The organism is Roseibium sp. RKSG952 (assembly GCF_009711355.1).
Genome location: NZ_SMMF01000953.1, coordinates 134,307 through 160,809, shown reverse-complemented (window position 1 = coordinate 160,809; position 26,503 = coordinate 134,307). Strand labels below are relative to the sequence as shown.

Annotated in this window: 18 protein-coding genes; 10 read left to right on the top strand and 8 right to left on the bottom strand. The window is 58.1% G+C overall.

Annotated elements, in window-relative coordinates; translation table 11 throughout:
• The first annotated feature begins 85 nt into the window (after nt 1–85).
• The gene (locus E1297_RS35550) at nt 86–1,024 is read left to right on the top strand and encodes a DMT family transporter (protein ID WP_209016201.1); all 939 of its coding nucleotides are present in this window, start codon (nt 86–88) and stop codon (nt 1,022–1,024) included.
• Here the strand turns inward: E1297_RS35550 and E1297_RS35545 are convergent.
• A complete protein-coding gene (locus tag E1297_RS35545) occupies nt 1,021–1,614 on the bottom strand; it encodes a DUF1285 domain-containing protein (protein WP_209016200.1) in 594 nt (197 codons plus the stop codon). The two genes, E1297_RS35550 and E1297_RS35545, sit on opposite strands and share 4 nt — an antisense overlap.
• Nucleotides 1,615–1,666: 52 nt before the next feature.
• On the opposite strand from E1297_RS35545, the gene E1297_RS35540 reads away from it, so the two are divergent.
• Genes E1297_RS35540 through E1297_RS35525 form a run of 4 tightly spaced genes read left to right on the top strand, consistent with a single transcriptional unit; the run spans nt 1,667 to nt 8,344 of the window.
• Complete coding sequence (locus E1297_RS35540; RefSeq protein ID WP_155146538.1) at nt 1,667–2,674, top strand: MoxR family ATPase; 1,008 nt, start codon at nt 1,667–1,669, stop codon at nt 2,672–2,674.
• Nucleotides 2,671–3,546 carry a DUF58 domain-containing protein gene (locus E1297_RS35535; protein ID WP_209016199.1) on the top strand — a complete coding sequence of 292 codons (876 nt, stop codon included), beginning with the start codon at nt 2,671–2,673 and terminating at the stop codon, nt 3,544–3,546. The genes E1297_RS35540 and E1297_RS35535 overlap by 4 nt, the downstream gene beginning before the upstream one ends.
• Entirely contained in the window at nt 3,543–6,305 is a 2,763-nt protein-coding gene (locus tag E1297_RS35530) for a DUF4159 domain-containing protein (RefSeq protein WP_155146536.1), read from the top strand. Before E1297_RS35535 ends, E1297_RS35530 begins: the two co-directional genes overlap by 4 nt.
• Nucleotides 6,302–8,344 (top strand): hypothetical protein, encoded by a 2,043-nt coding sequence (locus E1297_RS35525; RefSeq protein WP_155146534.1) that lies wholly within the window; start codon nt 6,302–6,304, stop codon nt 8,342–8,344. The genes E1297_RS35530 and E1297_RS35525 overlap by 4 nt, the downstream gene beginning before the upstream one ends.
• 1 nt (nt 8,345) lies before the next feature.
• Here the strand turns inward: E1297_RS35525 and E1297_RS35520 are convergent, their stop codons facing one another.
• The 4 genes from E1297_RS35520 to E1297_RS35505 are packed head-to-tail and all read right to left on the bottom strand — an operon-like array spanning nt 8,346 to nt 17,214.
• A complete protein-coding gene (locus E1297_RS35520; protein ID WP_155146532.1) occupies nt 8,346–9,185 on the bottom strand; it encodes a 2-keto-4-pentenoate hydratase in 840 nt (279 codons plus the stop codon).
• Between the two features lie 13 nt (nt 9,186–9,198).
• Nucleotides 9,199–11,235: a penicillin-binding protein 1C gene (pbpC, locus tag E1297_RS35515; protein ID WP_155146530.1), complete on the bottom strand. Its 2,037-nt coding sequence runs from the start codon at nt 11,233–11,235 to the stop codon at nt 9,199–9,201.
• Complete coding sequence (locus E1297_RS35510) at nt 11,228–11,791, bottom strand: putative glycolipid-binding domain-containing protein (protein WP_155146528.1); 564 nt, start codon at nt 11,789–11,791, stop codon at nt 11,228–11,230. Before E1297_RS35510 ends, pbpC begins: the two co-directional genes overlap by 8 nt.
• On the bottom strand, nt 11,788–17,214 hold the full coding sequence (locus E1297_RS35505) for an alpha-2-macroglobulin family protein (protein ID WP_155146526.1): 5,427 nt from the start codon (nt 17,212–17,214) through the stop codon (nt 11,788–11,790). Before E1297_RS35505 ends, E1297_RS35510 begins: the two co-directional genes overlap by 4 nt.
• Before the next feature lie 115 nt (nt 17,215–17,329).
• Between E1297_RS35505 and E1297_RS35500 the strand changes: the two genes are divergently transcribed.
• Nucleotides 17,330–19,543, top strand: a complete 2,214-nt coding sequence (locus E1297_RS35500; RefSeq protein ID WP_155146524.1) for a response regulator — start codon at nt 17,330–17,332, stop codon at nt 19,541–19,543.
• A gap of 9 nt (nt 19,544–19,552) precedes the next feature.
• Complete coding sequence (locus E1297_RS35495; protein ID WP_155146523.1) at nt 19,553–20,014, top strand: VOC family protein; 462 nt, start codon at nt 19,553–19,555, stop codon at nt 20,012–20,014.
• On the opposite strand, the gene yaaA is transcribed toward E1297_RS35495, so the two are convergent.
• The 3 genes from yaaA to E1297_RS35480 all read right to left on the bottom strand — a co-directional run bounded on the left by yaaA (nt 20,005) and on the right by E1297_RS35480 (nt 23,214).
• Nucleotides 20,005–20,775 carry a peroxide stress protein YaaA gene (yaaA, locus tag E1297_RS35490; protein ID WP_155146521.1) on the bottom strand — a complete coding sequence of 257 codons (771 nt, stop codon included), beginning with the start codon at nt 20,773–20,775 and terminating at the stop codon, nt 20,005–20,007. The genes E1297_RS35495 and yaaA overlap by 10 nt on opposite strands.
• A gap of 33 nt (nt 20,776–20,808) precedes the next feature.
• On the bottom strand, nt 20,809–22,848 hold the full coding sequence (gene recQ / locus E1297_RS35485; protein ID WP_155146519.1) for a DNA helicase RecQ: 2,040 nt from the start codon (nt 22,846–22,848) through the stop codon (nt 20,809–20,811).
• Between the two features lie 78 nt (nt 22,849–22,926).
• Complete coding sequence (locus E1297_RS35480) at nt 22,927–23,214, bottom strand: YggT family protein (RefSeq protein WP_155146517.1); 288 nt, start codon at nt 23,212–23,214, stop codon at nt 22,927–22,929.
• Between the two features lie 129 nt (nt 23,215–23,343).
• Between E1297_RS35480 and E1297_RS35475 the strand changes: the two genes are divergently transcribed.
• From E1297_RS35475 to E1297_RS35465, 3 genes are read left to right on the top strand one after another with little or no spacing between them, the layout of a single operon-like run.
• Nucleotides 23,344–24,711, top strand: a complete 1,368-nt coding sequence (locus E1297_RS35475) for an MFS transporter (protein WP_155146515.1) — start codon at nt 23,344–23,346, stop codon at nt 24,709–24,711.
• The gene (mepA, locus tag E1297_RS35470; protein ID WP_155146513.1) at nt 24,708–25,571 is read left to right on the top strand and encodes a penicillin-insensitive murein endopeptidase; all 864 of its coding nucleotides are present in this window, start codon (nt 24,708–24,710) and stop codon (nt 25,569–25,571) included. Before E1297_RS35475 ends, mepA begins: the two co-directional genes overlap by 4 nt.
• Complete coding sequence (locus E1297_RS35465) at nt 25,544–26,428, top strand: esterase-like activity of phytase family protein (protein ID WP_155146511.1); 885 nt, start codon at nt 25,544–25,546, stop codon at nt 26,426–26,428. The genes mepA and E1297_RS35465 overlap by 28 nt, the downstream gene beginning before the upstream one ends.
• Nucleotides 26,429–26,503 lie beyond the last annotated feature (75 nt).

The window sequence follows — 26,503 nt, the reverse complement described above, 5'->3', positions numbered from 1 at the left end:
ACCGATTTCAAATCAGGGACATTCGGGCCATCGCGGCGAATCATTTTATCGGCGCCGTGTCAGTGGAAGGTCTGGATAAATGGCTATGAGCCCGGAACCCGTTCGCGGGAACACCCTGATTGCGTCTGGCGATCGGCGTACAGCGCTGTCGGGCAATTCATTGGCTGTTGGGTCAATGCTGACCTGGGCTGCCGGTTTTCCCGCGGCCGAGATATTGTTGCAAACCTGGCCGCCCATTGCTTTGATTGTCGCTCGTCTGGCGCTGGCAGTGGCGGTCATGGTACCGATCTGGCTACTGGTTGACGGGCCATCCCGCGTCCGGCGTGCCCGCTGGGCGCGCGCAATGTGGGTTGGTGGCTTGGGTTTCGGCCTGGCCATGTTTCTTTTGCTTCTTGCCCAGAAGCTGACTGACCCGGTTACGGTGGCGATCATCGCCTCTTCCGCGCCTCTGATTGCGACCTTGCTGGAAATACGCACCGGAGCGCGTCGCCTGAGGTGGAATTTTGCCTTTGGTTTGGTGGCTTCGATCATTGGTGGATTGATAGCAACCAGCGCTGCAGTTCCCGAACAACTGGGGCTGGGTGCTGCCTGCGCGATCCTGTCGACTGTTCTGTTTTGCTGGGGCGGTATGGCAACCGCGCGAGATTTTCCCGATTTGAGTCAGGTCGGGCGCAGTTCGATCACCCTTGTTGGAGGGCTTCTGGTGACCTCTGTTCTGCTGATCGGGGCAGGACAGATTGGTACCGAGATCGTGCCATCTGCCCCGCTTGATATGCAGCAAGCTGGGATGCTGGCGATCTATGCGCTTGTTGCCCTTGGTCTCAGTCAGGTTCTGTTTGTCTCGTCCATCAGCAAGCTTGGGGTGGCGCTGAGTTCATTCCACATCAACATCGCCCCATTTTATGTGATGGTGATACTGGTGATGCTGGGTGAAGAATGGAACTGGACACGCGCGCTTGGGGCAGGAATTGTTGCGCTGGCCGTGGTGCTGGCTCAGGATCGGAAGGCCACGCAAACGGTCTAAACGGAATCTAGCTCGGCCGATGGGATTAGCGGGAAGAACTGTCCCCCGGACCAGACGCCGAACCAATCATCGTGATGCGCCCCGATGTCCACAAGCCGATAAAAGCTCTTGCGATCAATCCGCGCCTCAAGGTTTGAACGAACCAATATGTATGGAGAAGGCTCATCTGTTTCCGGATCGATGACGATGCGAATAGGATGCTCTGCACCAGCAATGGCGGTATCTCCGACATGGGTCGCAAAGTTTAGGTTCTGCGCTTCACCGTCGCCGGAACGGTCAAAGTCCACTGCGACGAAAGGAGCATCCTCGACGGTGATTCCCACCTTCTCAACAGGGGTAACCAGATAGTATTTGCCGTCTTCTTTCTTAAGAATTGAAGAAAAAAGCTTTACCAACTCGAACCGATTGATCGGTGACCCCATGTAAGTCCAGGTACCATCTTTTTTGATCTGCATGTCGAGATCGCCGCAAAATGGAGGATTCCACAGGTGAACAGGGGGTAAACCCTTGGTTTTGGCCGCATTGACTGAGGCTGCCAGACCATCAGGTGAAGGGGTCACAGGTTTTTGTCCGCTCATTGCTTTTGCCATTTCCTCTCAGCGCGATACACTTCAATCATATTAGTCCACGGAAGGGAAAGTCATGACCGAACCTGCCGACCTCGTAGTCGAGATCGAAGCGCTGGAAAACAAGCTACAAGAGGCAAAGTCCTCGATTACCCGACGCTTCATCGGGCAGGAGAGGGTTGTTGACCTGACCCTGACCTCTCTTTTGTGTGGAGGTCACGCTTTGTTGATCGGTCTGCCGGGTCTTGGCAAGACGCGACTGGTCGAGACCCTGTCGACCGTGATGGGCCTGCACGGAAATCGCATCCAGTTTACGCCTGATTTGATGCCTGCAGACATCCTTGGGTCCGAAGTTCTGGATACCGCCGAGGATGGCAGCCGCCATTTTCGTTTCATTCCGGGACCGATTTTCTGTGAATTGCTGATGGCGGATGAGATCAACCGTGCCAGCCCGCGGACCCAGTCGGCCCTGCTGCAGGCGATGCAGGAACGCACAGTTACCGTGGCTGGTGAAGACCGTTCATTGGGTGTGCCCTTCCATGTGCTGGCGACGCAGAACCCGATTGAGCAGGAGGGTACCTATCCGCTGCCCGAGGCGCAGCTGGACCGGTTCCTTGTTCAGATCGACGTCGAATATCCGGATCGCCAGACCGAACGCGACATTCTGTTGGCCACGACGGGGGTTGAGGAAGATGAGGCGAGCCAGATTTTCACAAAAGAAGAGCTGCTGGCGGCTCAGGTCCTGTTGCGGCGAATGCCCGTTGGAGAATCCGTGGTCGAGCTGATCCTCGATCTGGTTCGGGCTTTCCGGCCCGAAGAACCGGGTGTTTCCGAACGTGTTGCCGAAACCGTCGCCTGGGGCCCCGGCCCGCGTGCGGCACAAGCGCTGATGATGACGGTTCGGGCACGGGCAATGCTGCAAGGGCGGCTGGCTCCGAATACCGAGGATGTCCTGGACATGGCGCGTCCGGTACTTAGCCACCGGATGGCGCTGAACTTCGCTGCGCGTGCGCGTGGCGACAGCCTTGCAAACTTGATCGAAACCACAGCAGCCGGCCTGGTCCGGACTGAGGCTGCGGCGTGAATGCCGCGCTGACCCTTCGCGAAAGATCTGAGGCCGAGGCGTCCCGGCTGCCACCGCTTTTGGCGCGGGCCGAACATCTGGCCGGCACCGTTCTGTTGGGTGATCATGGTCGGCGGCGCGCTGGTCTGGGCGATGATTTCTGGCAATACCGCCCCGCACAAATCGGGGATAGCCGCCGAATGATCGACCACCGTAGATCGGCCCGGGGGGATCAGCAGTTCGTCCGCGAACGTGAGTGGCAGATCGCCCAGTCGATCATGCTGTGGGTCGATCAGGGCGCATCCATGCGTTTCACTTCGGATAAAAACTTGCCGACCAAGGCGGATCGTGCGCGGCTGTTGGGCTTGGCGACGGCGATCCTGTTGGTACGCGGTGGAGAGCGGGTTGGCCTGACCGGAACCACCCTTCCCCCCAGGCGCGGCAATGCGCAGATCATACGGTTGGCGCAGGCCTGGTCGCAGGATGCCGAAAGCGACTATTCCCCGCCGGAACACCGCGCGATGATCCCGCATGCGCGGGCGGTATTCATCTCGGATTTTCTAGGCCCACTTGATGAAGTTGAGCTTGCGCTGACTAAATCTGCCGATCGTGGCGTGCGTGGAGCTCTGCTTCAGGTTCTTGATCCGGGAGAGGAAACCTTCCCCTACCGTGGGCGCACGATTTTTGAAAGCGTTGGAGGTTCCGTCAGACACGAAACCCTGAAGGCAGGTGACTTGCGTGAACGTTATCTCGACCGTCTGGCCGAGCGAAAGGACGCGCTGACCAAACTGTGCCGGGCGACAGGCTGGCAATTGGGTCAGCATCATACCGGAGATAGTGCGCAAGCGGCTCTGTTATGGCTCTATCGGGCCCTGGACGGGGGTGCGCGATGACGGTTCTTGCAGGGATCGGCTTTACTGCGCCGTGGATTTTGCTGGGTCTTCTGACCCTGCCAATCCTGTGGCTCATCCTGCGTGCAGTACCACCTGCACCAATCCGTCGGCTGTTCCCGGCGGTTACGCTTCTGCTGGGTCTGAAAGACGACGAAAGCGTTTCCGACCGTACCCCGTGGTGGCTGTTGCTACTGCGCATGCTGGCCGCTGCAGCAATCATCATCGGCTTGGCAGGGCCTGTCCTGAACCCATCGCGAGATGAAACCGGATCTGGGCCTTTGCTGCTGGTGCTGGATGCCAGCTGGGCAGGGGCGACACGCTGGTCTGCAACACTCGATCAGATCGACGCACAACTGACCGAGGCTGGTCGCGCAGGCCGGCCCGTATCGATCCTGAGCCTGACCGAACCCGAGCCACCCGTGTTTCAGGCCGCCGAGTCCTGGCGTGGACGTTTGCCGGGGCTGATCCCGATGCCGTGGCAACCCACGGAAGAGCAACTTGGCCAAGCCATTGAAATGCTTGATCAGGTCGAAGGTGGATTTGATACGCATTGGTTCAGTGATCGACTGTCCTACTCGGCACATGATCAGGTTCTGGCAGCTCTGCAATCGCGTGGAGAGGTCACGGTGTATCAGTCTCAGTTTCCGGTTATGGCTGTTTTACCCGCAACCTATCAGGACGGTGTGATCCAGTTGGCTGTGCAGCGGTCAGAGCCTGGTCCGGCAAGCAATGTCACTGTCCTGGCCCAGGGGCGCGACCCTGCAGGTGCCATGCGTGTTCTTCAATCAACCGAAGTTGAGTTTGAAAGCGGCGCAACGCAGGCTCAGGTCGATCTGGCCCTTCCATCGGAGCTGCGCGCTCGGATTACCCGGTTTGAGATTCAGGGACAGAGATCTGCAGGAACCGTCACACTGACGGATGACAGCCTGCGACGGCGCGAGGTAGCCCTGATTGCAGGGTCTTTGAACCGCGAAGGGCTCGAGCTGTTGTCTCCGCTGCATTATCTGACTCAGGTCCTGATCCCGACTGCTGATTTTGTCGAGGGCGGGCTGTTGGAGGTTCTGCCCGCCAATCCTGACGTGATTGTGCTGGCGGATGTGGCCAAACTGTCCGATGCCGAACAGAGCGGATTGGTTGAATGGGTTGAGCAGGGCGGATTGCTTCTGCGTTTCGCCGGGCCACGTATGGCCGCAAGCGATCTGGGCCGAGACGAAGAGGATACGCTGTTGCCGGTGCGCCTGCGCAGCGGTGGCCGATCGGTCGGTGGCGCGATGAGTTGGGGAGAAGCCAAGGGACTGGCACCCTTTACCGAGGGCTCTCCGTTCTACGGTTTGCAGATTCCGGAAGATGTGTCTGTCACGACGCAAGTTATGGCGCAACCAGACCCTAATCTGGCGGATCGCGTCATCGCTTCGCTGTCTGACGGAACGCCATTGGTGACACGCAAAGCGTTGGGATTGGGTCAGGTAGTCCTGTTCCACGTCACAGCAGACGCCGAATGGTCAAGTTTGCCTCTGTCGGGCTTGTTTGTCGAAATGCTCGATCGTCTTGCCGTCGCCTCAGCCGCCAAATCGCGGCAGGAGACGCAGCTGCAGGGCACGACATGGGAGCCAATCCAAATCCTTGATGGGTTCGGCAGCCTGTCAGATGCAGGCAACCTTAGCGGCGTCGACGGGGTTGAACTGGTGTCCGGGAAAATTGGGCCTGATCTGCGCCCGGGGCTATATGAAAGCGGTAAACAGAAGCTCGCGCTGAATGTTCTGTCCGAAGAGGATGTTCTGGCACCGATTGTTTGGCCCTCAGATGTCCCGATCAAAGGGCAGGAAATCAGTACCGAAACCCCGGTCGGAGGCATCTTGCTGAGCCTCGCATTGCTTTTGCTGACCGTAGACGTGATTGCCTCGCTTGCTCTGTCGGGCCGTTTGGGATTGGCACGCGCCGCCGCTGTTGCGCTGGGCGCACTTTTCCTCGTGCCCGAAGCATATGCGCAAACAGCTCAGGAGAACGCGTTCGCAGTCGAGTCCACACAGGAATTAGTGCTGGCACATGTTCTGACCGGGAACACACAAGTGGATGATGTTGCACAAGCGGGAATGCGCGGGCTTGCGCAGACTTTGTACTACCGCACATCGGTCGAGCCTGCCCAACCAATCGGTGTGGATCTTGAGCGGGATGAGCTTGCCTTCTTTCCGCTACTCTACTGGCCGATCACGCCTGACCAGCCGCAACCTTCGGCCGAGGCTTATGCCAAGCTCAACAATTACCTGCGGTCGGGTGGGATGATCCTGTTTGATACACGTGATGCTGATATTGCCGGATTTGGTGCCTCAAGTCCGAACGGTCGTAAACTGCAACAGCTGGCTGCACCCTTGAATATCCCAGCATTAGAGCCTGTTCCGCGTGACCACGTGCTGACCCGTGCGTTCTACCTGTTGCAGGACTTTCCGGGGCGTTATTCCGGCACCGAGGTCTGGGTCGAGGCGGCTCCTCTGGACGCTGAGCAGATCGAAGGGATGCCTTTCCGCAATCTCAACGACAATGTCACTCCGGTCGTTATTGGCGGCAACGACTGGGCCAGCGCATGGGCTGTGGATCGTAATGGCCAGTCCCTGTTGCCGGTGGGTCGCGGGTATGCGGGTGAAAGACAGCGAGAACTTGCAAATCGCTTTGGTGTCAATCTGGTGATGCATGTGCTGACCGGGAACTACAAATCCGATCAGGTGCACGTGCCCGCCCTTCTGGACAGGTTGGGACAATGACCGGAACAGTTATATTCGACCCGCTGATCCCCTGGCCGGTTCTGGCCATCGTCGCTGCGATAGCTGTCTTCGGAATCATTCTGGCCCTATGGCGTGGCCTGTCGGGTTGGGCATTGCGCGGGCTGGCGGCTTTGGTCGTGATCGCGGCGCTATCCGGGCCGGTCTATCAGATCGAAGACCGCGCACCGCTTACCGATATCGTTCTGATGATCGAGGATGAAAGCGCCAGTCAAACCCTCTCGGACCGGGCAGACCAGACTGCACAGGCTGCCGAGGAACTGGCCGCCGAGATCGAATCTCGCGAAAACACTGAGTTGCGTCGCATCCGCGTGGGCGACAGCGATGGGGATGAAGGAACGCAGGTGATGGCTGCGCTGAACGAAGCGCTGGCCGAAGAACCACGTGCCCGGGTCGCAGGGGTTCTGGTGGTTTCAGATGGTATCGTACATGACGCTGATCAGGCCCCTGATTTGCCAGCACCGATGCACCTTTTGCAAACTGGTCGTGATACGGATTGGGATCGCCGCCTGATCGTCCGCAATGCGCCTGCTTTCGCGATTATCGGCGAACCCGTCACCTTGACCCTTCGGGTTGAAGACAGTGGTGCATCACCCGCTGGCGCGACGACCGCCCCCCTTGAAATCTCGGTGGATGGTGGCGCGCCCGAGCAATTCAATATTCCCATCGGTGTCGACGTTGAATTGCCGATCACACTGCCCCACGGAGGGCGCAATGTCATTCAGTTCACGGTTCCCGAGGCAGAAGGTGAGCTGACCGAGCGCAACAACACGGCTCTGATTCAAATGAATGGCGTGCGTGATCGGTTGCGCGTTCTGCTGGTCTCGGGTGAGCCGCATCCGGGTGGCCGCACATGGCGTAACCTGCTGAAATCGGACAGCTCGGTCGACCTTGTACATTTCACCATTTTGCGGCCACCGGAAAAGCAGGATGGTGTGCCGGTCGATGAGCTTTCGCTGATCGCCTTCCCAACGCGTGAGCTGTTTCTTGAAAAGATCAACGATTTCGACCTGATCATCTTTGATCGCTACAAGCGGCGGGGCATCCTGCCGGCGATCTATCTGGACAATGTCACCAATTATATCAACGAAGGTGGTGCGGTTCTGATCGCCGCCGGTCCGGATTTCGCAACCGCCGACAGTATCTTCCGATCTCCTCTGGCGCCTATCCTGCCCGCCCAGCCCACGGCGCGGGTGATTGAAGAACGTTACGTTCCGATGGTGACCGAACTGGGGGAACGTCATCCCGTCACCTCTAACCTCGGCAACCCTGACGAATGGGGGGCATGGTTGCGGCAGATCGATGTGAAACATCGTTCGGGCGAGTTGCTGATGACCGGGCTGGATGATCGCCCATTGCTTGTGCTGGATCGTGTGGGCGAGGGGCGTGTGGCCATGCTCGCATCGGATCATGCCTGGCTCTGGAGCCGGGGTTTCGAAGGTGGTGGGCCGCAGCTGGAATTGCTGCGCAGGCTGGCTCATTGGATGATGAAGGAGCCCGAGCTTGAAGAAGAGGCGCTGTGGGCCGAGGCAAATGGCCAATCCATGCGCATCATCCGCCAGACGCTGAATGATGAGGTCGGTCCGGTTACCGTGACCCGACCAAATGGCGATACGCTTGAGATCACGCTTGAAGAGATATCTCCGGGACGGTTTGAGGCGCAGTACTTTGGCCCCGAAATCGGTCTCTACCGCCTGCAGGAAGGGGAACATTCCGCGGTTATCGGTCTCGGCCCCGCAGCTCCGAAAGAGTTCGAGCGTACAATCGCGACAGGAGAGATTCTGGAACCTGCTTTAGCGCAGATGCGGGGCGGCGTTATCCGTCTTGAGGAAGGATTACCCTCGATCCGCAATGTACGCGCTGGGCGTCCCGCTGCAGGTCGGGGCTGGATTGGTCTGACACCACGCAGTGCATATGAAACCCGTGATGTGACGCAGGCCGGTCTGCTGCCGCCATGGCTGGTTCTGCTGCTGGCTGGTGGTTTCCTTCTGGCTGGTTGGCTGCGCGAGGGTCGCCGATAGGCTATTCGAAACTCACGCTTACTGTGGGGTTGCCGGGCAGACCGTCATAGGTCACCGATGCGCCGCCATTGCCTTTGGCCGGCGGAAACAATGGCCCGAATGATCCGACCGAAATCAGGTCACCAGGTTTGAACTCGATACCTTTTGACATCAGCCAAAGGGCGGCGTTCGCCGGATGGTCCATGACCGCTGCGCCTGGGGCCTGCGCCAGAACTTCACCATCTGCCGCACTGAGTGTCACAGTCATGTTCTGAAGTGCCTGTGACATCGCCGCCGGATCGGAAACCGGAATATCAGATCCTAATATGCCCAATTTTGGCGCTACGCCGATCGCGGTCAGCGTGACTGGCGTGATCGGTTCACCCTCGGCCAACGTCAGATCGGGTAATTCGATGAAAGGGCGGACCGAACTAATATGGGCCATAACCTCCTCGGGTGTGTCTGCCTCATTGATGGCTGCATCACTGACGACGAGGATCAGATCGGCCTCAAATACGGGGCGCGCGCCCCACTGGATTGGGACGGTCGCACCGTCCTCCAACATCATGTTACGGAACAGAACGCCCTGTACCGGCTCTGACGCCCCAAACCGTTCTTGCGCAGGTTTGCTCGTCAGCCCGGCCTTGTACCCGACGACCGGGCCAAGATGCGGCTCCATCGCGGTGACCAGTTTGGCCTGAGTACAAAGCGCGTCGTCCATGGTTCCATCGGGAACAAGCGCCGTAGTTGCAGTGTTGGAGAGGTAGTCCTGCACAAAGCCTGCGATATCGGCATCCGATGCGCAATCTGCTGAGGCCTGCGATGCCAGAACCGTAGCTAGTAACAATGATGAACAGCGCATTTAAGGCACCCTTTCACTCAATTTGAATCGAAACACGGTCGGATTGTCCTTGCGCATCAACAACAACCAGCGAAGCGAAACCGCGTCCGGGGTTGGGGATTTCAAACTCTCGCTGGCGTTGTCCCGTCAGGATCGGCATCCCGTCGGCAAGGACTGAAAATGGACGCGAGCCACCGCGCAGTTTGATGGTAAGCGTGTCACTATGTGTCTCTAATACTGCACCATCAGGGGGAAACAACACCTGTGGTGCGGTTGCATTATCAGCGAAAGCAGCCGAGCGCGGCCGGAATCTCTGCAGCGGAGCGGGCAATTCAGCGGCGCCCACAATCAAGGTCGAAGGGGGTGGGGGCGCGAGCGGCTCAAAATCCGGTTTAAGGCGTCCAAAAGCCTCGAACAACAATGGCGCGGCCAGTTCACCACCAAAGGCTCCGGGCACCGGCGTGCCATCCGCCCGTCCCAGCCAGACACCGATGACATGCTGCCCGTCATACCCAATGGCCCAGGCATCCCGATGTCCGTAAGAGGTGCCGGTTTTGTAAGCCAGCACGCCGGGAGGAGCCCCGGGAGGCGGGTTGAGCCCCGACAGGATGTTCCCGATCTGCCAGGCGGCTGGTTCTGTCAGAATACGCTGGGTCTGTGATTGCTCGCTCAGTTCTAGATGATGCAGAACGGGGCCTTCCCCTCCTGCCGCCATTGCTGTGTAGAGTTGAACGAGGTCTTGCAGGCTGAGACCAACGCCGCCCAGAGAAATGGCAAGGCCCGGTGTCCCGCCGGGCAGTTTTGGCGCGGTTTTGGCTTTCCGCAGAGCATCCATGACGCGGGCGGGACCCAACTCGTGTGTCAGGCGAATTACGGGGATATTCAGAGATAGCTGCAGCGCCTCGCGTATACGTATCTCACCCCGGAACACACCGTCAAAATTGCGCGGGGCGTAGCGCCCGAACATGACCGGGCTGTCGCTGATCAGGGTCTCGGGATGCGCAAGCCCCTGATCGAAAGCAAGGCCGTATACCAGAGGTTTCAAGGTTGATCCCGGCGAACGCAGCGCTTGGGTCATGTCGACAAATCCCTGACGGGCATCCGCATACCCTGCCGATCCGACCGAGGCGAGGATTTTACCGCTGTGAAGGTCCGCCACAATCAGCGCCCCTGAAACACGTGGCCCCGCACCTGCTGCCGTTCGTGCAACAAGCGGTTCCAACTGAGCTTGCAGCGCTGCATCCAGCGTCAGGTCATGGGTCATCACCTCGGGGTTTTGCCGACGAACTCGATCTGTAAGGTGAGCTGCCAGTTGTGGAAACGGACGCATTCTCTGGGGAACTGGCTCGGATGACGCCGCCTGCGCCTCAGATCGGTTCAGAACACCTTGTCTTTCCATGCGATGCAGAACCCGGTCACGCGATGCTCGGGCGGTTTCGGGTTTCCGATCTGGTCGGCGTGCCTCGGGTGATTGTGGCAGCGCCACCAGCAACGCAGCCTGTGCAGGTGTGAGGCGGACAGGATCTTTGCCGAACCAGGCGCGCGATCCCGCGCGAATCCCTTCGAGGTTGCCACCATAGGGGGCGTGGGTCAGATAGAGGGTTAGAATCTGTTCTTTGTTCAGACGCTGCTCCAAGGCCAATGCGACTCTAATCTGGCGGATTTTGCCACGCCAGCGTCCAGTTGTGCCATCCTCGAGCAATCGTGCAACCTGCATGGTCAACGTTGATCCGCCCGAAACAGTACGACCGTTCCACAGCGCTTGCCCGGTCGCACGCAGCATCGCCAAAGGATCGACGCCTGAATGGGTCCAGAACCTTTTGTCCTCGTACCGAACCAGCATATCGACAAAATCGCGATCCACTGATCCGGGGTGCAGGCGCCAGATGCCGTCTTCGACCGGAAAGGCCCGAAGCAGGTTGCCATTCCGGTCGCGCATCTCAACCGAACTTTCTGCGAGGATCGGCGGCAATATGGTCGCGTTCACCCAATCGCTCAGCCGATCTCGGGTAAAGGCAGTCAAGTAGAGCAGCCCCGCGAGACACAGCAGTAATCTGGTTGCCTTAGGCATCGACCCATCCTTCCCAGAGTTCGGGATAGTGGGTTACGAAACCGGACGAATGAACCTGAAGATCAGCCTCAAAATTCGTTGAAGAATACCGGACCAGTTCTTGCGAAAGGCAACTGTAAATCTGGTCAAGCTGTGCGATCGAAGCGAGATCAGGCTTCAACCAGGCTGCCTTAACTGGTGCGCTCGCGGTATTCCTCAGACCCAGTCGGCGCAGAGGCAACAGGTTGGTGGCTGGCGTGAAACTCAGGTCAAGATCGATGCACTCGGCGGTGTTTTCCTGCAGTTTATCATTCAGAAACCAGCCCTCGGCAGTTCGATGAAGACGCAAGGCGATATCGCGGCCACCAAACTCACCCCCAACATCTGCAGACAGGCTATGCCAGTCAGGATCGCAGCGTACATCGTAGGTCAGGCAATGATCGATGCTGCTATCGTGCCAGATTGCCTGACCGACCAGAATCCAGCCACTGTCCAGCTGAGACAGGGTGCAGCGGTCCGTGCCCTGCTGATCCAGCCGCCGCCAATGGGCTGTGGCGATGGCTGCCCGGCCTGTCATTTCACTTCGACCCGGTCTGTATCTGTCCGGGCACGGTTCTGGGGCCGATACATATCCTCAACCGATGCGGCGGGATGATGGAACTCACCCGGGGTGACCGCTCGCGCAACATAGGCCAATGTCACGGGCTGGCGGCCAAAGGCGTCAACAGCAGCAAGGAACCTGTCTGAACGGAACTCGGTATGCGTCGCCTCGGACAGGTTCAGCCAGTCCAGTGAACGCACATCGCCCGAGCGCAACAGGTTGGGGTTGTCGATCTCGATGCCTGCGGCCAGTGGATCATCAATCATCAGCCGTGCACCGCCATTTTCAAACGGTGTGACAGTCAGGACAGTGACAAACCGATCGCCGACCACAAACTCACCCGCATTCAGCGGCTCGCCTTCCATCGAGTAATATTGACGGTCGATGGCATAGCCCGTCCCGCCAGCTTCGGGCGCGATTTCAGGGATACCTGATACCGTCATCGTGATGTCGGTTGTTTCACCATCTGCTGCGGTGATGTTCAGAACATCATCCGATCCGGTTTCAAGAACCTGAACGAACGGCCCGTCAACGGTTGATCCGTTGACCCGCAGCCCGGATTGTTCGGGGGTTGAGATCAGTGCATGCGCGGCAAGCAGGGACCAAGCCGCCTCTTGCGTCGAACGGTAAGTCCGCCCGGCGCTGACCCGCTGGATCAGGGCATCCCGGTCGATGACCTCACTGCCGGCATCAACCGCGAGTGTCAGCAGACCCGCCGCATCCCGCAGGTTTGTGCCGTAGTCAGCCCGCCAAGTATATTGGTCTTGTGCTGGGCGCTGGGCCAGCATCTGTGCTGCACGGCTGAACATCGCATCCGCCCGGGTCTGATCCCCGTACGAGGCCAGTGCCGATCCAAGCTGTGCAGCGGCCAGTGGGGTATCAAATGCGTCGCCCTTGACGTCCGCGTAATAGCGCAGATCGCCCATCGAGGCCGCACCTTCCCGCGCCAATACCATCAGCGCATAGGCGATATCCTGACCGCCTTCATCGAAATCAGGGGCATAGTTGATTCGATTGCGCAGGTTGTCCATTGCCTGTGCAAAGGCCCGGTCCGGAACCTCATGACCCTGCGCACGCGCGCGCGACAGGAAGTCGGTGACATAGGCATCCAGCCAAAAATCACCGCTTTCAGCCCGCCACAATCCGAACGCACCGTTCGAGGCCTGACGCGTCAGGACACTGCGGATCGAGTCGTTGATGCGTTTGTCGACCTGAGGCCCATTGCCCAACCCTGAGGCCTGTGCGACCGAAGACAGATACAGCAGCGGCAGCGCCTTACTGGTGATCTGTTCGGTGCAGCCATAGGGATATCGGTTTAACTGATCCAGCAGGCCCGGAGTGTCGAATTTGGCCAGAGGACCGGCGGATAATATGGCCCCGGCCGTACCTGATCGAAACCCTTCGAACACATCTTGCGAGAACAGAAAGCTTTCCCCGGATCCTAGCGAAAACCGCCGTGTCAGAGCCACAACTGGGTCATTCGCACGAACAGGCATCCGCAAGGTCTGCGACAAATCCCGACCATCCGGAGTGGTGATCGAAACGCTGATTTCAGGGTCGCCAACCGCGTTCGCGCGGATCGGCACCTCGAAAACGGCTTTGCCGCCGGTATCCAGTGTGAAGGTGCCGGGTGTGGTTCCAAGCTCAAGTCCGTTTGAAGCTGCCAGACCCAGCGCCATTTCACCGGCCGGACCATCCGCATGTATGATTTCCAGCAGCATCCGGCTTTGGTCGCCGGGGGCAAGGAAACGAGGCAGGCTGGCAGTGACAACGACCGGGTCGCGAACAATCATCTCGGCCTCAGCCTGCCCCACCGCAGATTTGGACCAGGCAACCGCCATCAGCCGCACGGTGCCATTGAAGGCCGGTAGCGGAATATCGATCACGGCTTCACCGTTGTCGTTCACCTGAACCGATCCGCTGAAAACAGCCATCAGATCCTGCGTCGGAGGAGGTGATTGGCGCCGCATCCCGGCATCGTTGTCACCTCCCGAGCGAATGGTTCCCATTGCGCCGTTCATGCCATCAATCAGGCGGCCGTATACGTCACGCAGTTCGACACCCAACCGGCGCTGCCCGAAATAGTATCCTTGCGGGTCGGGGCTCTCAAAACCGGTGAGGTTCAGGATGCCGACATCTACCGCTGCGACTGTTAGCCAGACAGGGTCACCATCGGTATAGTTTTCGATTCTGATATGGGCTTTTTGCGTATGTCGGGGTGCGCTGACCTCGGGCACGTCGATACTGACATTCAGCTTGCGAACTCCCGGATCGATGGTGGCATGTGCCACACCCATGGAGCGGGCCGGATTTTGCCCGGCGGTGACATCCATGGGGCGGATGACCGTCGCCGTGACGTAGGCACCAGTGCCCCAATCCTCGGTGATCTCCAGTGGGATTAAGGTTTCACCCTCTGGGACATCTATCATCTGGCGGTGTATCAGCCGGTTCGACAGGACCTCGATCTGTGCGATGCCCGCCATGCGTGGTACGATCCGCAACTGCGCCGTTTCCCCCGGGCGATAGCTGTCGCGATCCAGCGACATTTCCAGCCGATCTGGTGAGGTCGAAGCATCTGCAGCCTGGTACCAGCCCGCATAAAAATCGACAGCCGATTCTGCATAAGTGCCATCCACGCGCTGTACGACCAGTTCATAGCGACCCCAGTCGACCGGCTGGTTCAGCGTCAATGGATCAGACGTGAAATCAACCTCACCCGTCGCCACGCGGGTACGTCGGGTGGTTGGTTCCCAATTCCAGTTTCCATAGAGCTGATACCATTGATAGCGTGTTTCGACCCGGTTCAGTGTCCAGCGCAGGCGCATTGGATTGGGTGAAAGATCAGGGGACAACCCGACGATCTGGAAGGTTGCCTCTGTGCCCTCAGCGATCACGTCATCAAACATGGGTTTGATGCCAATTACCGATTGGGGCGGCAGGACTGGTGCAGTGAGGCGACGTTCGACCGGGCGGCCTGATCCATCCGCCAATCGGGCAATAACCGTAGCCTCTATTGGTTTTCCTTCAGTCTCTAAATTGGGGATTTCAATCGGAATCGTGGCGAGGCCTGCAGCATCAGTACGCGCATCTCCGAAGTAACTGCTTTTGGTTGAAATCTCGGCATCATAGCGACCAAAACGGTATCCATCATAGCCGGGAACGGTTTCAGCAGGGCGCGCAATCACCTGCCCGTCGATGGTCAGGTCGGAACCCGGGGCGCCAAACAGATAATGGGCATCAATCTTCAGCGGCGGCGTGTCGCCCGGACGTAGGGGTGCATTTGGCAGGGTAAGTTCAAAGTCGATGCGTTCAGGCAGAAAATCTTCGACCAGAACGGTTTCACGCGCTAGCGCCTCACCCTTTGGGTCCGACTTAATCTCGATCCGCCATGCACCGCGCGGCACATCCGCTGCAACGGGCAGCGCAAAGACATGCCCCCCAGCCACGCCGCCATCCGAAACGACGCGTCGATATTCAACTCCGTCAGGTCGATGCAAGATCGCGGTCAGCGGCAGACCTTCAATCGCCTGTGCCGTACCATCGCGCGACAGGGCTGTGACATGGATTGTCTCGCCCGCGCGATAAGCGCCGCGATCAGTGGTCAGGAAAACATCCACCGGACCGGCGGGCGCACGACCCTCGACGCCACGATCCGATAAATCAAAGGCGGGATCGGTCAGGGACAAGAAGCTGAAATCTGCATCACCATCCGTTGCCAAGACCAGCGTGGGCGCGCTCGCCCCGGTTCCGCGGGTCAGACCGGGATCAAAACGCGCATACCCTTGGGCATCCGTTTGGGCGGTTGCGATCACTGCGTTGGCGTTGGACACAAGCGATACGTCGATACCCTCACGTGGCTCTGCATTATGAAGCCCGCGAACGGTGACATGCAGACCATCGGTGCCAAGCGCTGTGCTGATTCCCAGATCGGACAGAACAAACCACTGGGTCGCCCCCGGATCATCATATGGATCCGCCCCTGGAACCCGAGCAGTCAGAGCATATATGCCTGCCGGCTGCTCTGCGATTGCTTCGGCCATAGGTAGGCGGGCGGTCATGTCCTGGTTCAGCTCCGAAGCGACCCGCGCAGTACCAGTCCAGATCTCTTCGGCGATTTCGTCCGAGAACTCCTCTTCTTCCCATTGGCTAAGCGGGCGGCCAAAGAAATCCTGTTGCACGGAACGCAGCAGATTACGGTCGCTGACCCGGCGCAATGTCAGGTCCAAGGTTGTGGTGTTCACTGTCTCGACCGGCAATGCCGCGTCTGCGGATTTTGGCAGCACATAGCTGCGACCCGGAAACCGGACCGACGGCTCACGATCGCGTACATAATGCGTCAGCTCCAAATCGCGGTTCAGGGTTTCGCCGGATGCAGAAGGCAGACCTTGTCGGAGGGTCATGCGGTAGCGCTTGCCGTGTTCAACGCCGTCAACACAGAGCTGAGACCCATCGGCTTGTACCACCAACCCGTCATTATTGCGTTGTACGAAGGGGTCGTAATCAACGCCCGCTTTGATCAGTTTTTCAGAGAACTCTACACAGATGCGGGGTGCAGCAGCGTTGCTTTCGACACTGCTGTCGACAACGCGGAACCCGTATTTCCCGATCGCATCGGTCAGTGCCGCCAGCACATCCTCGCGCGGCTGGACCTGTTCGGCCAGCCTCAGGGCAGGGATCATATCCCGACCGCGTTCGCTTTCTTCAAGCGCATTTGCCATCACCATAAGCGCGGCGATCTGTGTTCCGGGGTTTTCGGCACGCAGGTACCCGTTGATCGACGCATTCAGCGCACGCTGCCTCATGTCTCGCTTTTCATTCCAGCCAGACGGTGAAATGGCCAATAGCAATCGGGCGTATTCGACCCAGAGATCGGGCGCATCGCTAAGCGAAACTGCAATACCGGTCCATTGCATCGCCTGCGTTGCATTGCCGGCACTTCTTGCAGCCCCCAGTACGGCATTCAGATCTTGTCCACCTGCGGTATGAAGAAAACTCAGATCCCGGGATTGTTGGCCAGCGCTTTCGAGATCGGATGGGCGCAGAAACCCAAGGGCTTCGGCGCGTGTTCTCGCTAATGTTAGGGTCTGTTCTGGCGTTGAGATCTTCTGGGCGGACAACGCGCCTTCGTAAGGTTCCTGACGGTTTACTCCGCTCTTGGGGAAACAGGCATCTGAACGGGTATTGTAGGTGAATGCAGTACAGTTTGCGTTAGCCGAACAGGCCTGAATGCACGATTTCAAATCGGTATCGAACAGCGCATCCAGATCCGAGCCATAAAAGTCCGCATCCCGTGTGGTGATATAGCGGAACTCTGGCACCGAAGACTGGGCCTGAACCAGAGCGGTTTGCAGAAAAAATGAAAGAAAAGAAGCAATTGAAGTCAAAACAAAGCGGCGCATCACGACCTCCTATTTGGCAAGATCGTCGCATGAGCGCCCTTTCCATTGCAACGGCTTAAACACTTTTTCACGCTCTGCCGGAATGCTGTCTTCAGACTGACCCGGGATAAGACAGATGAGTCTTGCAGACAAACTTGCAAAAGAACGGCGCGCCAGATTGGCGGCAGAACGATTGCTTGACCTCAAGCAGGCAGAATTGTCTGCCGCAAATCGCAAACTGGGCCGTCACGCCATGGCACTGACACGGCAAATAGGCGAAACGCAGGCCGAAGTGGCAACCGTTCGGGATGAAAACGAAAAGGTCAAATCCGACCTGACAGTTGCAAACGCCAAGATCGAAGTCGCTGAGCGTCGATTGTGGCATTCGATTCAGACCATACAGGACGGGTTTGCCTTTTTTGACGGCGATAGCCGGTTGATTGGCGCCAACACCGCATATCTGAGCGTGTTCGAGGGGCTGGAAGAGGTCACGCCTGGTATCTCCTATACTCGAATGCTTGAACTTATGACGCGTGAGGGCATTGTCGATATCGGCTCGGAACCGGTTGAGGAATGGCAGGCCAGAATGCTGGCGCGCTGGGCGCGGACAAACCCGCCACCCATCGTCATTCAGCTGTGGAACGGTCAATACATCAAGCTGATCGATCAGCGCGGGCAGGGCGGCGATGTAGTGAGCCTTGCCCTGAACATCACATCTTCGGTCCGGCATGAGGCCGAGTTGAACGCCGCGCGCGAACGGGCTGAGGCCGCCAACCGGGCAAAATCAGCTTTTCTGGCCAACATGAGCCACGAAATCCGGACACCCATGAACGGGATCGTCGGGATGACAGAGCTGTTGACCGAAACACCTCTGGGAGAGGAGCAGCGCCTCTATGTCAACACGATCCGAAACTCGGGTGAGGCATTGCTGGTCATTATCAATGATGTTCTTGATTACTCCAAGATCGAAGCGGACAAGCTGACCCTGCATCCCGAACAGTTTGATCTGGAGCGTTGTATTCTTGAGGTGGCGATGCTGCTTCAGCCCAGCGTTCGGGACAAAGGGCTGACACTGCTGGTCGACTACGATCTTTTTCTGCCCACTTTGTTTGTCGGTGATCCAGGCAGAGTTCGACAGATACTGACCAATCTGGTGGGCAATGCGGTCAAGTTTACCTCGCACGGGCATGTCCTGATCCGTGTGACCGGTGTTCCCAACGCTGAGGCGCAGACCTGCGACATTCACATCGCGATCGAAGATACCGGGATCGGCATTGAGGCAGAAAAGATCAGCCACATTTTTGGCGAGTTCAATCAGGTGGAAAATGAAAAGAACCGCGAATTCGAAGGCACCGGACTTGGGCTGGCCATCACCAAACGCCTGATCACGATGATGGGCGGAACGGTCTGGGTCGAAAGTGATTTGGGTGAGGGATCATGTTTTGGCTTCCGGGTAACCCTGCCCACAGCCGAGGGGCCTCAACCCGCACCACCCGATCTGGCGGATCGTTTGAAACATGTTCTGGTGGTCGAATATCTTGCCGCCAATCGAGCCATTCTCAGCAAGCAGTTGCGCAGGCTGGGGTCCAGGGTGACGGTTTGTGAAACCGGGGCTGAGGCGCTTTCGTGTGTGGATGACACAATCGACCTGCTTTTGTGCGACCATGATCTGCCTGACATGGATGGGCTGGAGCTTGCTGCAACCCTAAGCGATCGTGGCTGGGTCGACCTTCCAATCGTTGTGATGTCAGCCAATCCGGGCATGATACACGCCGATCCTGCGCATCGCCTGATTGAAGGTGTATTGCAAAAGCCCATTCCCCGGGCCGAGCTTTACACGCGCCTGATGGCTCTTGGGACATCGACATTTGAACCGACTGAACTCAGCATTCTAGCAACAGAGGTGACTTTGTCACCACGCAGTTCAGAAGGGCAGAGACTGATGCGTGTGCTGGCGGCCGAGGACAATCGTACCAATCAGTTGATCCTCAAAAAGATGACCAAGGATCTGAACATCGACCTGCAATTCGTATCTAACGGGCTGGAAGCCGTTGATGCTTTTGGTGATTTTGACCCCGATCTGATTTTCATGGACATCTCGATGCCTGGAATGGATGGCAAGCAAGCGACAGGTGAAATTCGCCGGAAAGAGATTGGGACGGGGCGGCACGTTCCTATCGTTGCGCTAACGGCTCATGCGATGGCCGGCGATGATCAGGGCATTCTTGCTGCAGGTCTTGATCACTACCTTACCAAACCGCTGCATAAGAAGCTGATCTGTGACATGATCTCCAGCCATTGCCCGGCAGACGCCAGGCCCGTCCTTGTCGATCCTGTGGGGGATGAATAGGTTCACTGAATGAGTGACGATCGAAGTTTCCGCCCCCGTGCATTAGGTGAGATTGCAATACGTTGCGCCGACATGGGCGCGATGGTGAAATTCTACGAGCATGTGATCGGACTCGAGCGTTTGAGCGGCGATCACAACAGCGCCATCACCTTCTTTCGAATTGCCGAAGGGTTCGGTGGGCATACGCAAGTTCTGGCCCTCTTTCATCATACTGCAGCACCGCGACCGGGGCTGCATCCGACCGGGGCGGATGGGCCAGTAACCGGTGGTGCATCTGCTCTGCATCACATCGCATTGTCACTGCCGTTCCACGAGCAGGACGCGGTGATGCGCTGGTATGACGAAATCGAGCAGCCTTATCGCGTAGAGGAATTCGGCTGGATCGGTTGGCGGGGAATATTTACCGAAGATCCAGAAGGCAACACAGTCGAACTGGTTGCCTATGACCCGTCGATGCTGGATCAGGCCTGATAAGGGCGCACAAAGACCGGTTTGTCTTCTTGTGACAACTCGGGGCGATATTCATAGCCTCCGGTGTCGAAATCCAACAAGCCTTTGGTATCGGTCAAACGGTGCTGAATGACATAGCGCGCCATCGCTCCGCGTGCTTTCTTGGCAAAGAAACTGACGATCTTAGGTGTGCCGCCTTTGTCTTCCATGAATACAGGTGTGATGACCCTCAATTTCAGCGCTTTAGGGTCTACTGCACCGAAATATTCCTGGCTGGCGCAGTTCACCAATACATCCGATCCGATCTCTGCGCCTTGCGTGTTCAGCGCTTTGCTTAGCTGATCGCGCCAGTACTCATACAAGTTCTTACCGCGCCGGGTTTTCAGCTTACTGCCCATTTCCAGTCGATACGCTTGAATCGCATCCAGCGGGCGCAGCACGCCATAAAGCCCGGATAGAATGCGCAGATGATCTTGTGCCCACGCCATTTCATCGGCATCCAGCGAAGCAGCCTCCAAACCCTGATATGTGTCACCGGCAAACGCCAGTGCAGCGGGTCTTGTGATACTCGCGTCGGGGGTATCCGAAAACGCGCGATACCTGTCGCGATTCAGGCGGGCCAGATCGTCGCTCAGATCCATCAGCTTTTTCAGGTCACCGAGGGTCAGGTTGCGAGCTGTTTTTGACAGGCGAATAGCATCATCCTGAAAGGCGGGTTGCGTCGCCTCGACTTCACGTTCAGCCCAGTCCAGCCGCTTGGCCGGGGAAATCACTACCAGCATATCCGCCCTCGTTCTCGCCTGTTCGGAGTGTATCTAGCTTGCCATCTGCAGCACGTCCAGAAACGCTGCGCCAAAACGTTCTGCACGACGTTCGCCCAACAGCTGCTCCAAAGCGCGGGCGTCGCCGCTGCGCATTTGCGCAACCTTGGCCAGCTGCGAAGCGGAACAGGTCAATGGCTTGTCGATCCCGTCCGGACCTCGCGACAACTGCGACTGCACTTCAAGCAACCGATCATAGATCTCGCCCTGATCGCGTCCAGCCAGCTTGCGCCGCGCTGGATGAACTGCCTCGATCGCTCCTGCGACCACCTCAAGGAACGTATCTCCGTAGCGCTCCAACTTTTTTGCTCCAACACCACCAATCCGGGCCATGTCGTCCAGCGTCACGGGGCGTTTCTCAGCCATTTCTATCAGTGTGCGGTCGGGAAAAATGACATAGGCCGGGACCCGTGCGGATTCCGCCAGTGCGCGCCGTTTGGCCTTGAGCGCAGACAGCAGCGGTGCGTCTTCTTCGGAAACCATCATCTTGACGGCAGGGCGGCGTCCGGCTTTGCGGAGGGTGTCCTTGCGCAGGTTGATCTGTGCCTCGCCTTTCAGGATCGGTTTGGCCGCTTCGGTCATGCGCAGCGCGCCGTGGCGTTCCGGATCAGGACGCACCAGATCGTGACCCATCATCTGTCGGAAAATAGCCTGCCATTGCGGGCGCGACCATTCCTTGCCGATCCCATAGGTCGAAAGCTCATCATGGCGCCGCGCGCGGATCTTGTCGGTTTCATTGGCCAGCAGGATGTCGATTAAATGGCCCGAACCAAACCATTCCTCGGTACGCAGAATCGCGGACAAGGCCATACGAACCGGGGTGGTGCCGTCAAACACCTCGGGCGGGCTGTCGCACAGATCGCATTTACCGCAGGGCGCAGCCTGTTCGCCAAAATATCCCAGCAAGGTCTGGCGGCGGCATACCAGCGCTTCGGCCAATCCCAGCAAGGCGTTCAGCCGCGCATGATCTGCCATACGTCGTTCCGGCGGGGCCAACCCTTCGTCGATTTGCGAGCGGCGAAGGCGGATATCGTCGGGGCCGAACAGTGTCAGGGTCTCGGCAGGTCCGCCATCACGTCCGGCACGCCCAATTTCTTGATAATAAGCCTCGATGGATTTGGGCAAGTCGGCATGGGCGACCCAGCGGATATCGGGCTTGTCGATTCCCATGCCAAAGGCGACGGTGGCGACCACGATCAGGCCGTCTTCGCGGGCAAAGCGGGTTTCCACGATGCGACGATCTTCGGCCTCCATCCCGCCGTGATAATGGCAGGCCGAATGCCCCTCGGCCCGCAAGGCTTGCGCCAGTACTTCGGTCTTGTTGCGGGTCCCGCAATAGACAATGCCGGATTGGCCTTTGCGGGCCTCGGCGAAATCGAGGATCTGTTTGCGGGGGCCATCTTTGGCGGCGAAAGCCAGGTGGATGTTAGGGCGATCGAACCCGCGCAGAAATTTGTTGGGTGCAGCGCCGTCGAACAGCTTTTCGACGATCTCGTCCTGCGTTTCGGCATCCGCTGTTGCTGTGAAAGCCGCCAAGGGCACATTTAATGCGCGGCGCAGCTCTCCGATCCGCAGGTAATCGGGGCGAAAGTCATGGCCCCACTGGCTGACGCAATGCGCCTCGTCCACGGCGATGAGGTTCACGTTGATCCGACGCAGCATCCCTAGCGCGGACCCGGCCGCGAGGCGTTCCGGCGCCATGTAAAGCAGTTTCAGCCGCCCGGCCTCCAACGCGTCCCACACGGCATCGGTTTCTTCGGGCGTGTTGCCCGAGGTCAGTGCACCGGCCTCGACCCCGGCCTCTTGCAGCCCGCGCACCTGATCGCGCATCAGGGCGATCAGCGGTGAGATCACCACTGTTACACCATCCCGCATCAGGGCAGGCAGTTGATAACACAGGGATTTGCCGCCACCTGTGGGCATGATCGCCAGCACATTTTCGCCTGCGGTCACGGCATCAACGATTTCTTCCTGCCCGGGGCGGAAGTCGTCGAATCCAAAGACATCTCGCAGCATAGGTGCGGCGTCGAACATGTGTGGGGTGGCCCTGTCTTAAGGTTTATCTGCTCTTAAGACAGGACAATCACATACTAAGATTCGGTGAACAAGAGGTCAGTAGAAATAGACCGCATTGTTTATGAGAATGATCCGCAGCGCATAGACGCCGATCAACACCACCAACGGTGTCAGATCCAATCCACCCATATTGGGCAGAATTCGGCGGATTGGCCCGTAAACGGGCTCCAGAATACGGTTCAGGCCGTACCATATCTGCGCTACAAGCTGTTGGTGCAGGTTGAGCACCTGAAAGTTGATCAGCCAGCTCATGATCACATGGGCAAGAATGATGAACCAGACAATGTCCAGGATCAGCAACAGGATTTGGATCAGCGACAGCATGGGAACTCCGTTTTCACATCTGATGAGAGGTAAGCGCACCCGCGACAAAGAGCAAGGCTGTCCCAACAGAACGCTTGCGAAATGATCCAAAGGCCCGTCTTATAAGAACAAAGACGTTGTGGGGCAGTGATGGCAGAAATATCCAAGCGCAAGCGCATTTGGGGCTGGTGGTTTTTCGACTGGGCCAGTCAGCCATACCACACGCTGTTGGTGACTTTCGTATTCGGTCCTTATTTCGCCGGGGTCGCGGCAGAGTATTATCTGACGGCTGGTCTGGACGGCGATGCCGCTGATGCACGGGCGCAGACGGTTTGGGCCAATTGCATGACAATCATCGGTCTGATCATCGCTTTCGGCGCCCCGTTGATGGGGGCCATGGCCGATGTATCGGGGCGACGTATTCCTTGGATATTCGCTTTTTCGGTCATGTATGCAGTGGGGTCGGCGGCGCTGTGGTACACAATGCCCGACGGCTCGAACATGTGGCTGATGCTTTCCGCATTCGGGGTGGGCTTTATTGGCGCGGAATATGCACTGATCTTCATCAACTCTCAGCTGCCCGATCTGGGGGATGACAACGAAGTGGGTGAGATTTCGGGATCGGGCTTTGCCTTCGGCTATTTCGGCGGCCTGATCTCACTGGCAATCATGCTGGCGCTTTTTGTCGAACAGGCCAATGGCAAGACATTGATCGGAATAGACCCGGTGTTTGGTCTCGACGCTTCGACGCAGCAGGGCACGCGTTTTGTGGGGCCCTTCACTGCTGGCTGGTTCATCCTGTTCATGGTGCCTTACTTCCTTTGGGTCCGGGATGATGCGCCAAAAGACCAAAAAGGCAGCGTGGGTGAGGCGTTGAGCATTTTGGCCAAATCCATCTCGAACCTGCGGCACCGGGTCAGCCTGGCCAGCTACCTGGGTTCATCCATGTTTTATCGGGATGCGCTGAACGGGCTTTATACCTTTGGCGGCGTCTATGCCCGGCTGGTACTGGAGTGGGACCTGATCAAGATCGGGGTTTTTGGCATCGTCAGCGTTCTGGCGGCCGCCGCCTTTTCATGGGTCGGGGGGAAACTGGACAAGAAATACGGACCTAAACCAGTGATTTTGGTGGCCATATGGGTTTTGATCTTTGTTTGCACAACCATCGTCTCGATGGATAGAACCCAGATTTTCGGGATCACATTGCCCGAGGGATCCGGCCTGCCCGACATGGTTTTCTTTGGCTGCGGCGTTCTGATCGGCGGGATGGGCGGCATTCTGCAATCTGCCAGCCGTTCGATGATGGTGCGTCATACCGACCCCAAGGCCCCGGTCGAGAGCTTTGGGCTCTATGGTCTTTCGGGCCGTGCCACTGCCTTTGCCGCGCCGATGCTGATCGGGATTGCAACAACCATGACCGGTAGCGCAAGACTGGGGGTGTCACCTATCGTTCTGTTGTTTATTCTGGGGCTATTCCTGATGCGCTGGGTAAGACCGGAAGGGGATCAGAGCAGATGATTTTACTACGATTTTTGGCAATACTGGCAACAATCGCTTTGGCAGGCACCGCAGGGGCGCAGCCCCTCGCTAAGCAACTGTTCGGGGCACAAAAGCAAAGTTCACAGCAGAAACCGGCTGCCTTCGGCAGTTATTCGCGCGGATGTGCTGCCGGATCGGTGCAACTGGCCGAGACCGGACCGACATGGCAGGCCATGCGTCTGTCGCGCAATCGCAATTGGGGGCACCCCGATGCGATTGACTATGTGCAGGACCTCAGCAAATTCGCAGCCAAACAACCGGGTTGGAACGGCCTCTATATCGGGGATATCAGCCAGCCGCGTGGCGGGCCGATGACATCCGGACATCGCAGCCATCAACTGGGATTGGACATCGATATCTGGATGCTTCCGGGGGACAACATGCGTCTCAGCCGCAAGGCACGCGAAAACATCTCATCGATCTCGCTGCGCCGCGCCAACGGGGCCTATGTGAACGGTAACTGGACCAAACAGCACCACGCCGTGCTGCGTGAGGCTGCCAAGGACAAGCGCGTAGCGCGCATCTTTGTCTTTCCAGGGGCCAAGGTTCAGATGTGCAACGATGAAAAGGGCAACCGGGCATATCTGCGCAAGATACGCCCCTGGTGGGGACATCATTATCATTTCCATGTTCGTCTAAAGTGTCCCCGAGGATCCAAGGGCTGTGTCAATCAGGATGCACCACCCAAAGGAGATGGTTGTGCCGAGGCGCAGCAATGGGTGCGTAACATCCTGAACCCACCGCCACCGGACCCCAACGCTCCGGCGCCTAAGAAACGACGCGAATACGTTCTGGCCGATTTGCCGCAGCAATGTACATCGGTTCTGCAATCCAACTGATTGCAGCGCTGCTGCTGGCAGGTTCGGTTTGGGCGGTTGAAGTTAAAACAGCCACCCCGCTCGACAGCTATGCCTGGCGTCACAATGCCGATTGGTTTGGCGGTTTCTCCGCCATCCATATCTCTGACGATGGACGCCACATGATCGCACTCAGCGACCGGGCAACCCTTGTGACCGCCCGAATTGAGCGTGATGAGGACCAGATCGCCGGGATCGAGATATTGGGCCATTGGCCTGTTCTCTCGAGCAAGGGGCGCATCATGCTCGGCTGGGCCGGGGATTCCGAAGGGATTGCGATCGCTCCGGACGGGTCGTTTTACATTTCATTCGAAGGCGTCCACCGGGTTGCACATTATGCGGCGCCCGGTGCCCGGGCACGCGTACTGCCGCGACCCAAGGCTTTTGAAACACTTGATCGCAACGGGTCTTTCGAGGGGCTGGCGATTGATGACCGGGGCCGTCTTTACACTCTGACCGAAAAGAGCAGGACGGCTGAGGGAGATATTCCTGTTTACCGCTGGAACGGGCAGGCCTGGTCAACGCCGTTTGTCCTGCCTCAGCGGGGTGGGTTCCTGCCCGTGGCCGCCGATTTCGGTCCCGATGGGCGGTTTTACGTGTTGGAACGTTCGGTCTCTCTGACCGGCTTTCGTTCGCGCCTGCGCCGCTGGCAGGTCGAGGATGACATGCCCAAATCTGAAGAGATTCTGATCGAGACCGGCACCGGGACGCATGACAATCTTGAAGGATTGTCGGTTTGGCGCGACCCTCAGGGGCGGTTGCGTGCCACGATGATTTCGGACGACAACTTTCTGGTTTTGCAGCGCACGGAGCTGGTTGAGTATCTGCTGCCGGACTGACTTGCCAAACACAATCCCAGAGTCTAAAAGCGCGGCTTGCCTTGGGATGAACCCTTGGCCAAGTCGCCGCTACCT

Bases quoted from the DNA above. Each gene is read 5' to 3' on its own strand.
- E1297_RS35550 (WP_209016201.1), top strand. From the start codon at position 86: ATGAGCCCGGAACCCGTTCGCGGGAACACCCTGATTGCGTCTGGCGAT.
- E1297_RS35545 (WP_209016200.1), bottom strand. From the start codon at position 1,614: ATGGCAAAAGCAATGAGCGGACAAAAACCTGTGACCCCTTCACCTGAT.
- E1297_RS35540 (WP_155146538.1), top strand. From the start codon at position 1,667: ATGACCGAACCTGCCGACCTCGTAGTCGAGATCGAAGCGCTGGAAAAC.
- E1297_RS35530 (WP_155146536.1), top strand. From the start codon at position 3,543: ATGACGGTTCTTGCAGGGATCGGCTTTACTGCGCCGTGGATTTTGCTG.
- E1297_RS35525 (WP_155146534.1), top strand. From the start codon at position 6,302: ATGACCGGAACAGTTATATTCGACCCGCTGATCCCCTGGCCGGTTCTG.
- E1297_RS35520 (WP_155146532.1), bottom strand. From the start codon at position 9,185: ATGCGCTGTTCATCATTGTTACTAGCTACGGTTCTGGCATCGCAGGCC.
- pbpC (WP_155146530.1), bottom strand. From the start codon at position 11,235: ATGCCTAAGGCAACCAGATTACTGCTGTGTCTCGCGGGGCTGCTCTAC.
- E1297_RS35510 (WP_155146528.1), bottom strand. From the start codon at position 11,791: ATGACAGGCCGGGCAGCCATCGCCACAGCCCATTGGCGGCGGCTGGAT.
- E1297_RS35505 (WP_155146526.1), bottom strand. From the start codon at position 17,214: ATGCGCCGCTTTGTTTTGACTTCAATTGCTTCTTTTCTTTCATTTTTT.
- E1297_RS35500 (WP_155146524.1), top strand. From the start codon at position 17,330: ATGAGTCTTGCAGACAAACTTGCAAAAGAACGGCGCGCCAGATTGGCG.
- E1297_RS35495 (WP_155146523.1), top strand. From the start codon at position 19,553: ATGAGTGACGATCGAAGTTTCCGCCCCCGTGCATTAGGTGAGATTGCA.
- yaaA (WP_155146521.1), bottom strand. From the start codon at position 20,775: ATGCTGGTAGTGATTTCCCCGGCCAAGCGGCTGGACTGGGCTGAACGT.
- recQ (WP_155146519.1), bottom strand. From the start codon at position 22,848: ATGTTCGACGCCGCACCTATGCTGCGAGATGTCTTTGGATTCGACGAC.
- E1297_RS35480 (WP_155146517.1), bottom strand. From the start codon at position 23,214: ATGCTGTCGCTGATCCAAATCCTGTTGCTGATCCTGGACATTGTCTGG.
- E1297_RS35475 (WP_155146515.1), top strand. From the start codon at position 23,344: ATGGCAGAAATATCCAAGCGCAAGCGCATTTGGGGCTGGTGGTTTTTC.
- mepA (WP_155146513.1), top strand. From the start codon at position 24,708: ATGATTTTACTACGATTTTTGGCAATACTGGCAACAATCGCTTTGGCA.
- E1297_RS35465 (WP_155146511.1), top strand. From the start codon at position 25,544: ATGTACATCGGTTCTGCAATCCAACTGATTGCAGCGCTGCTGCTGGCA.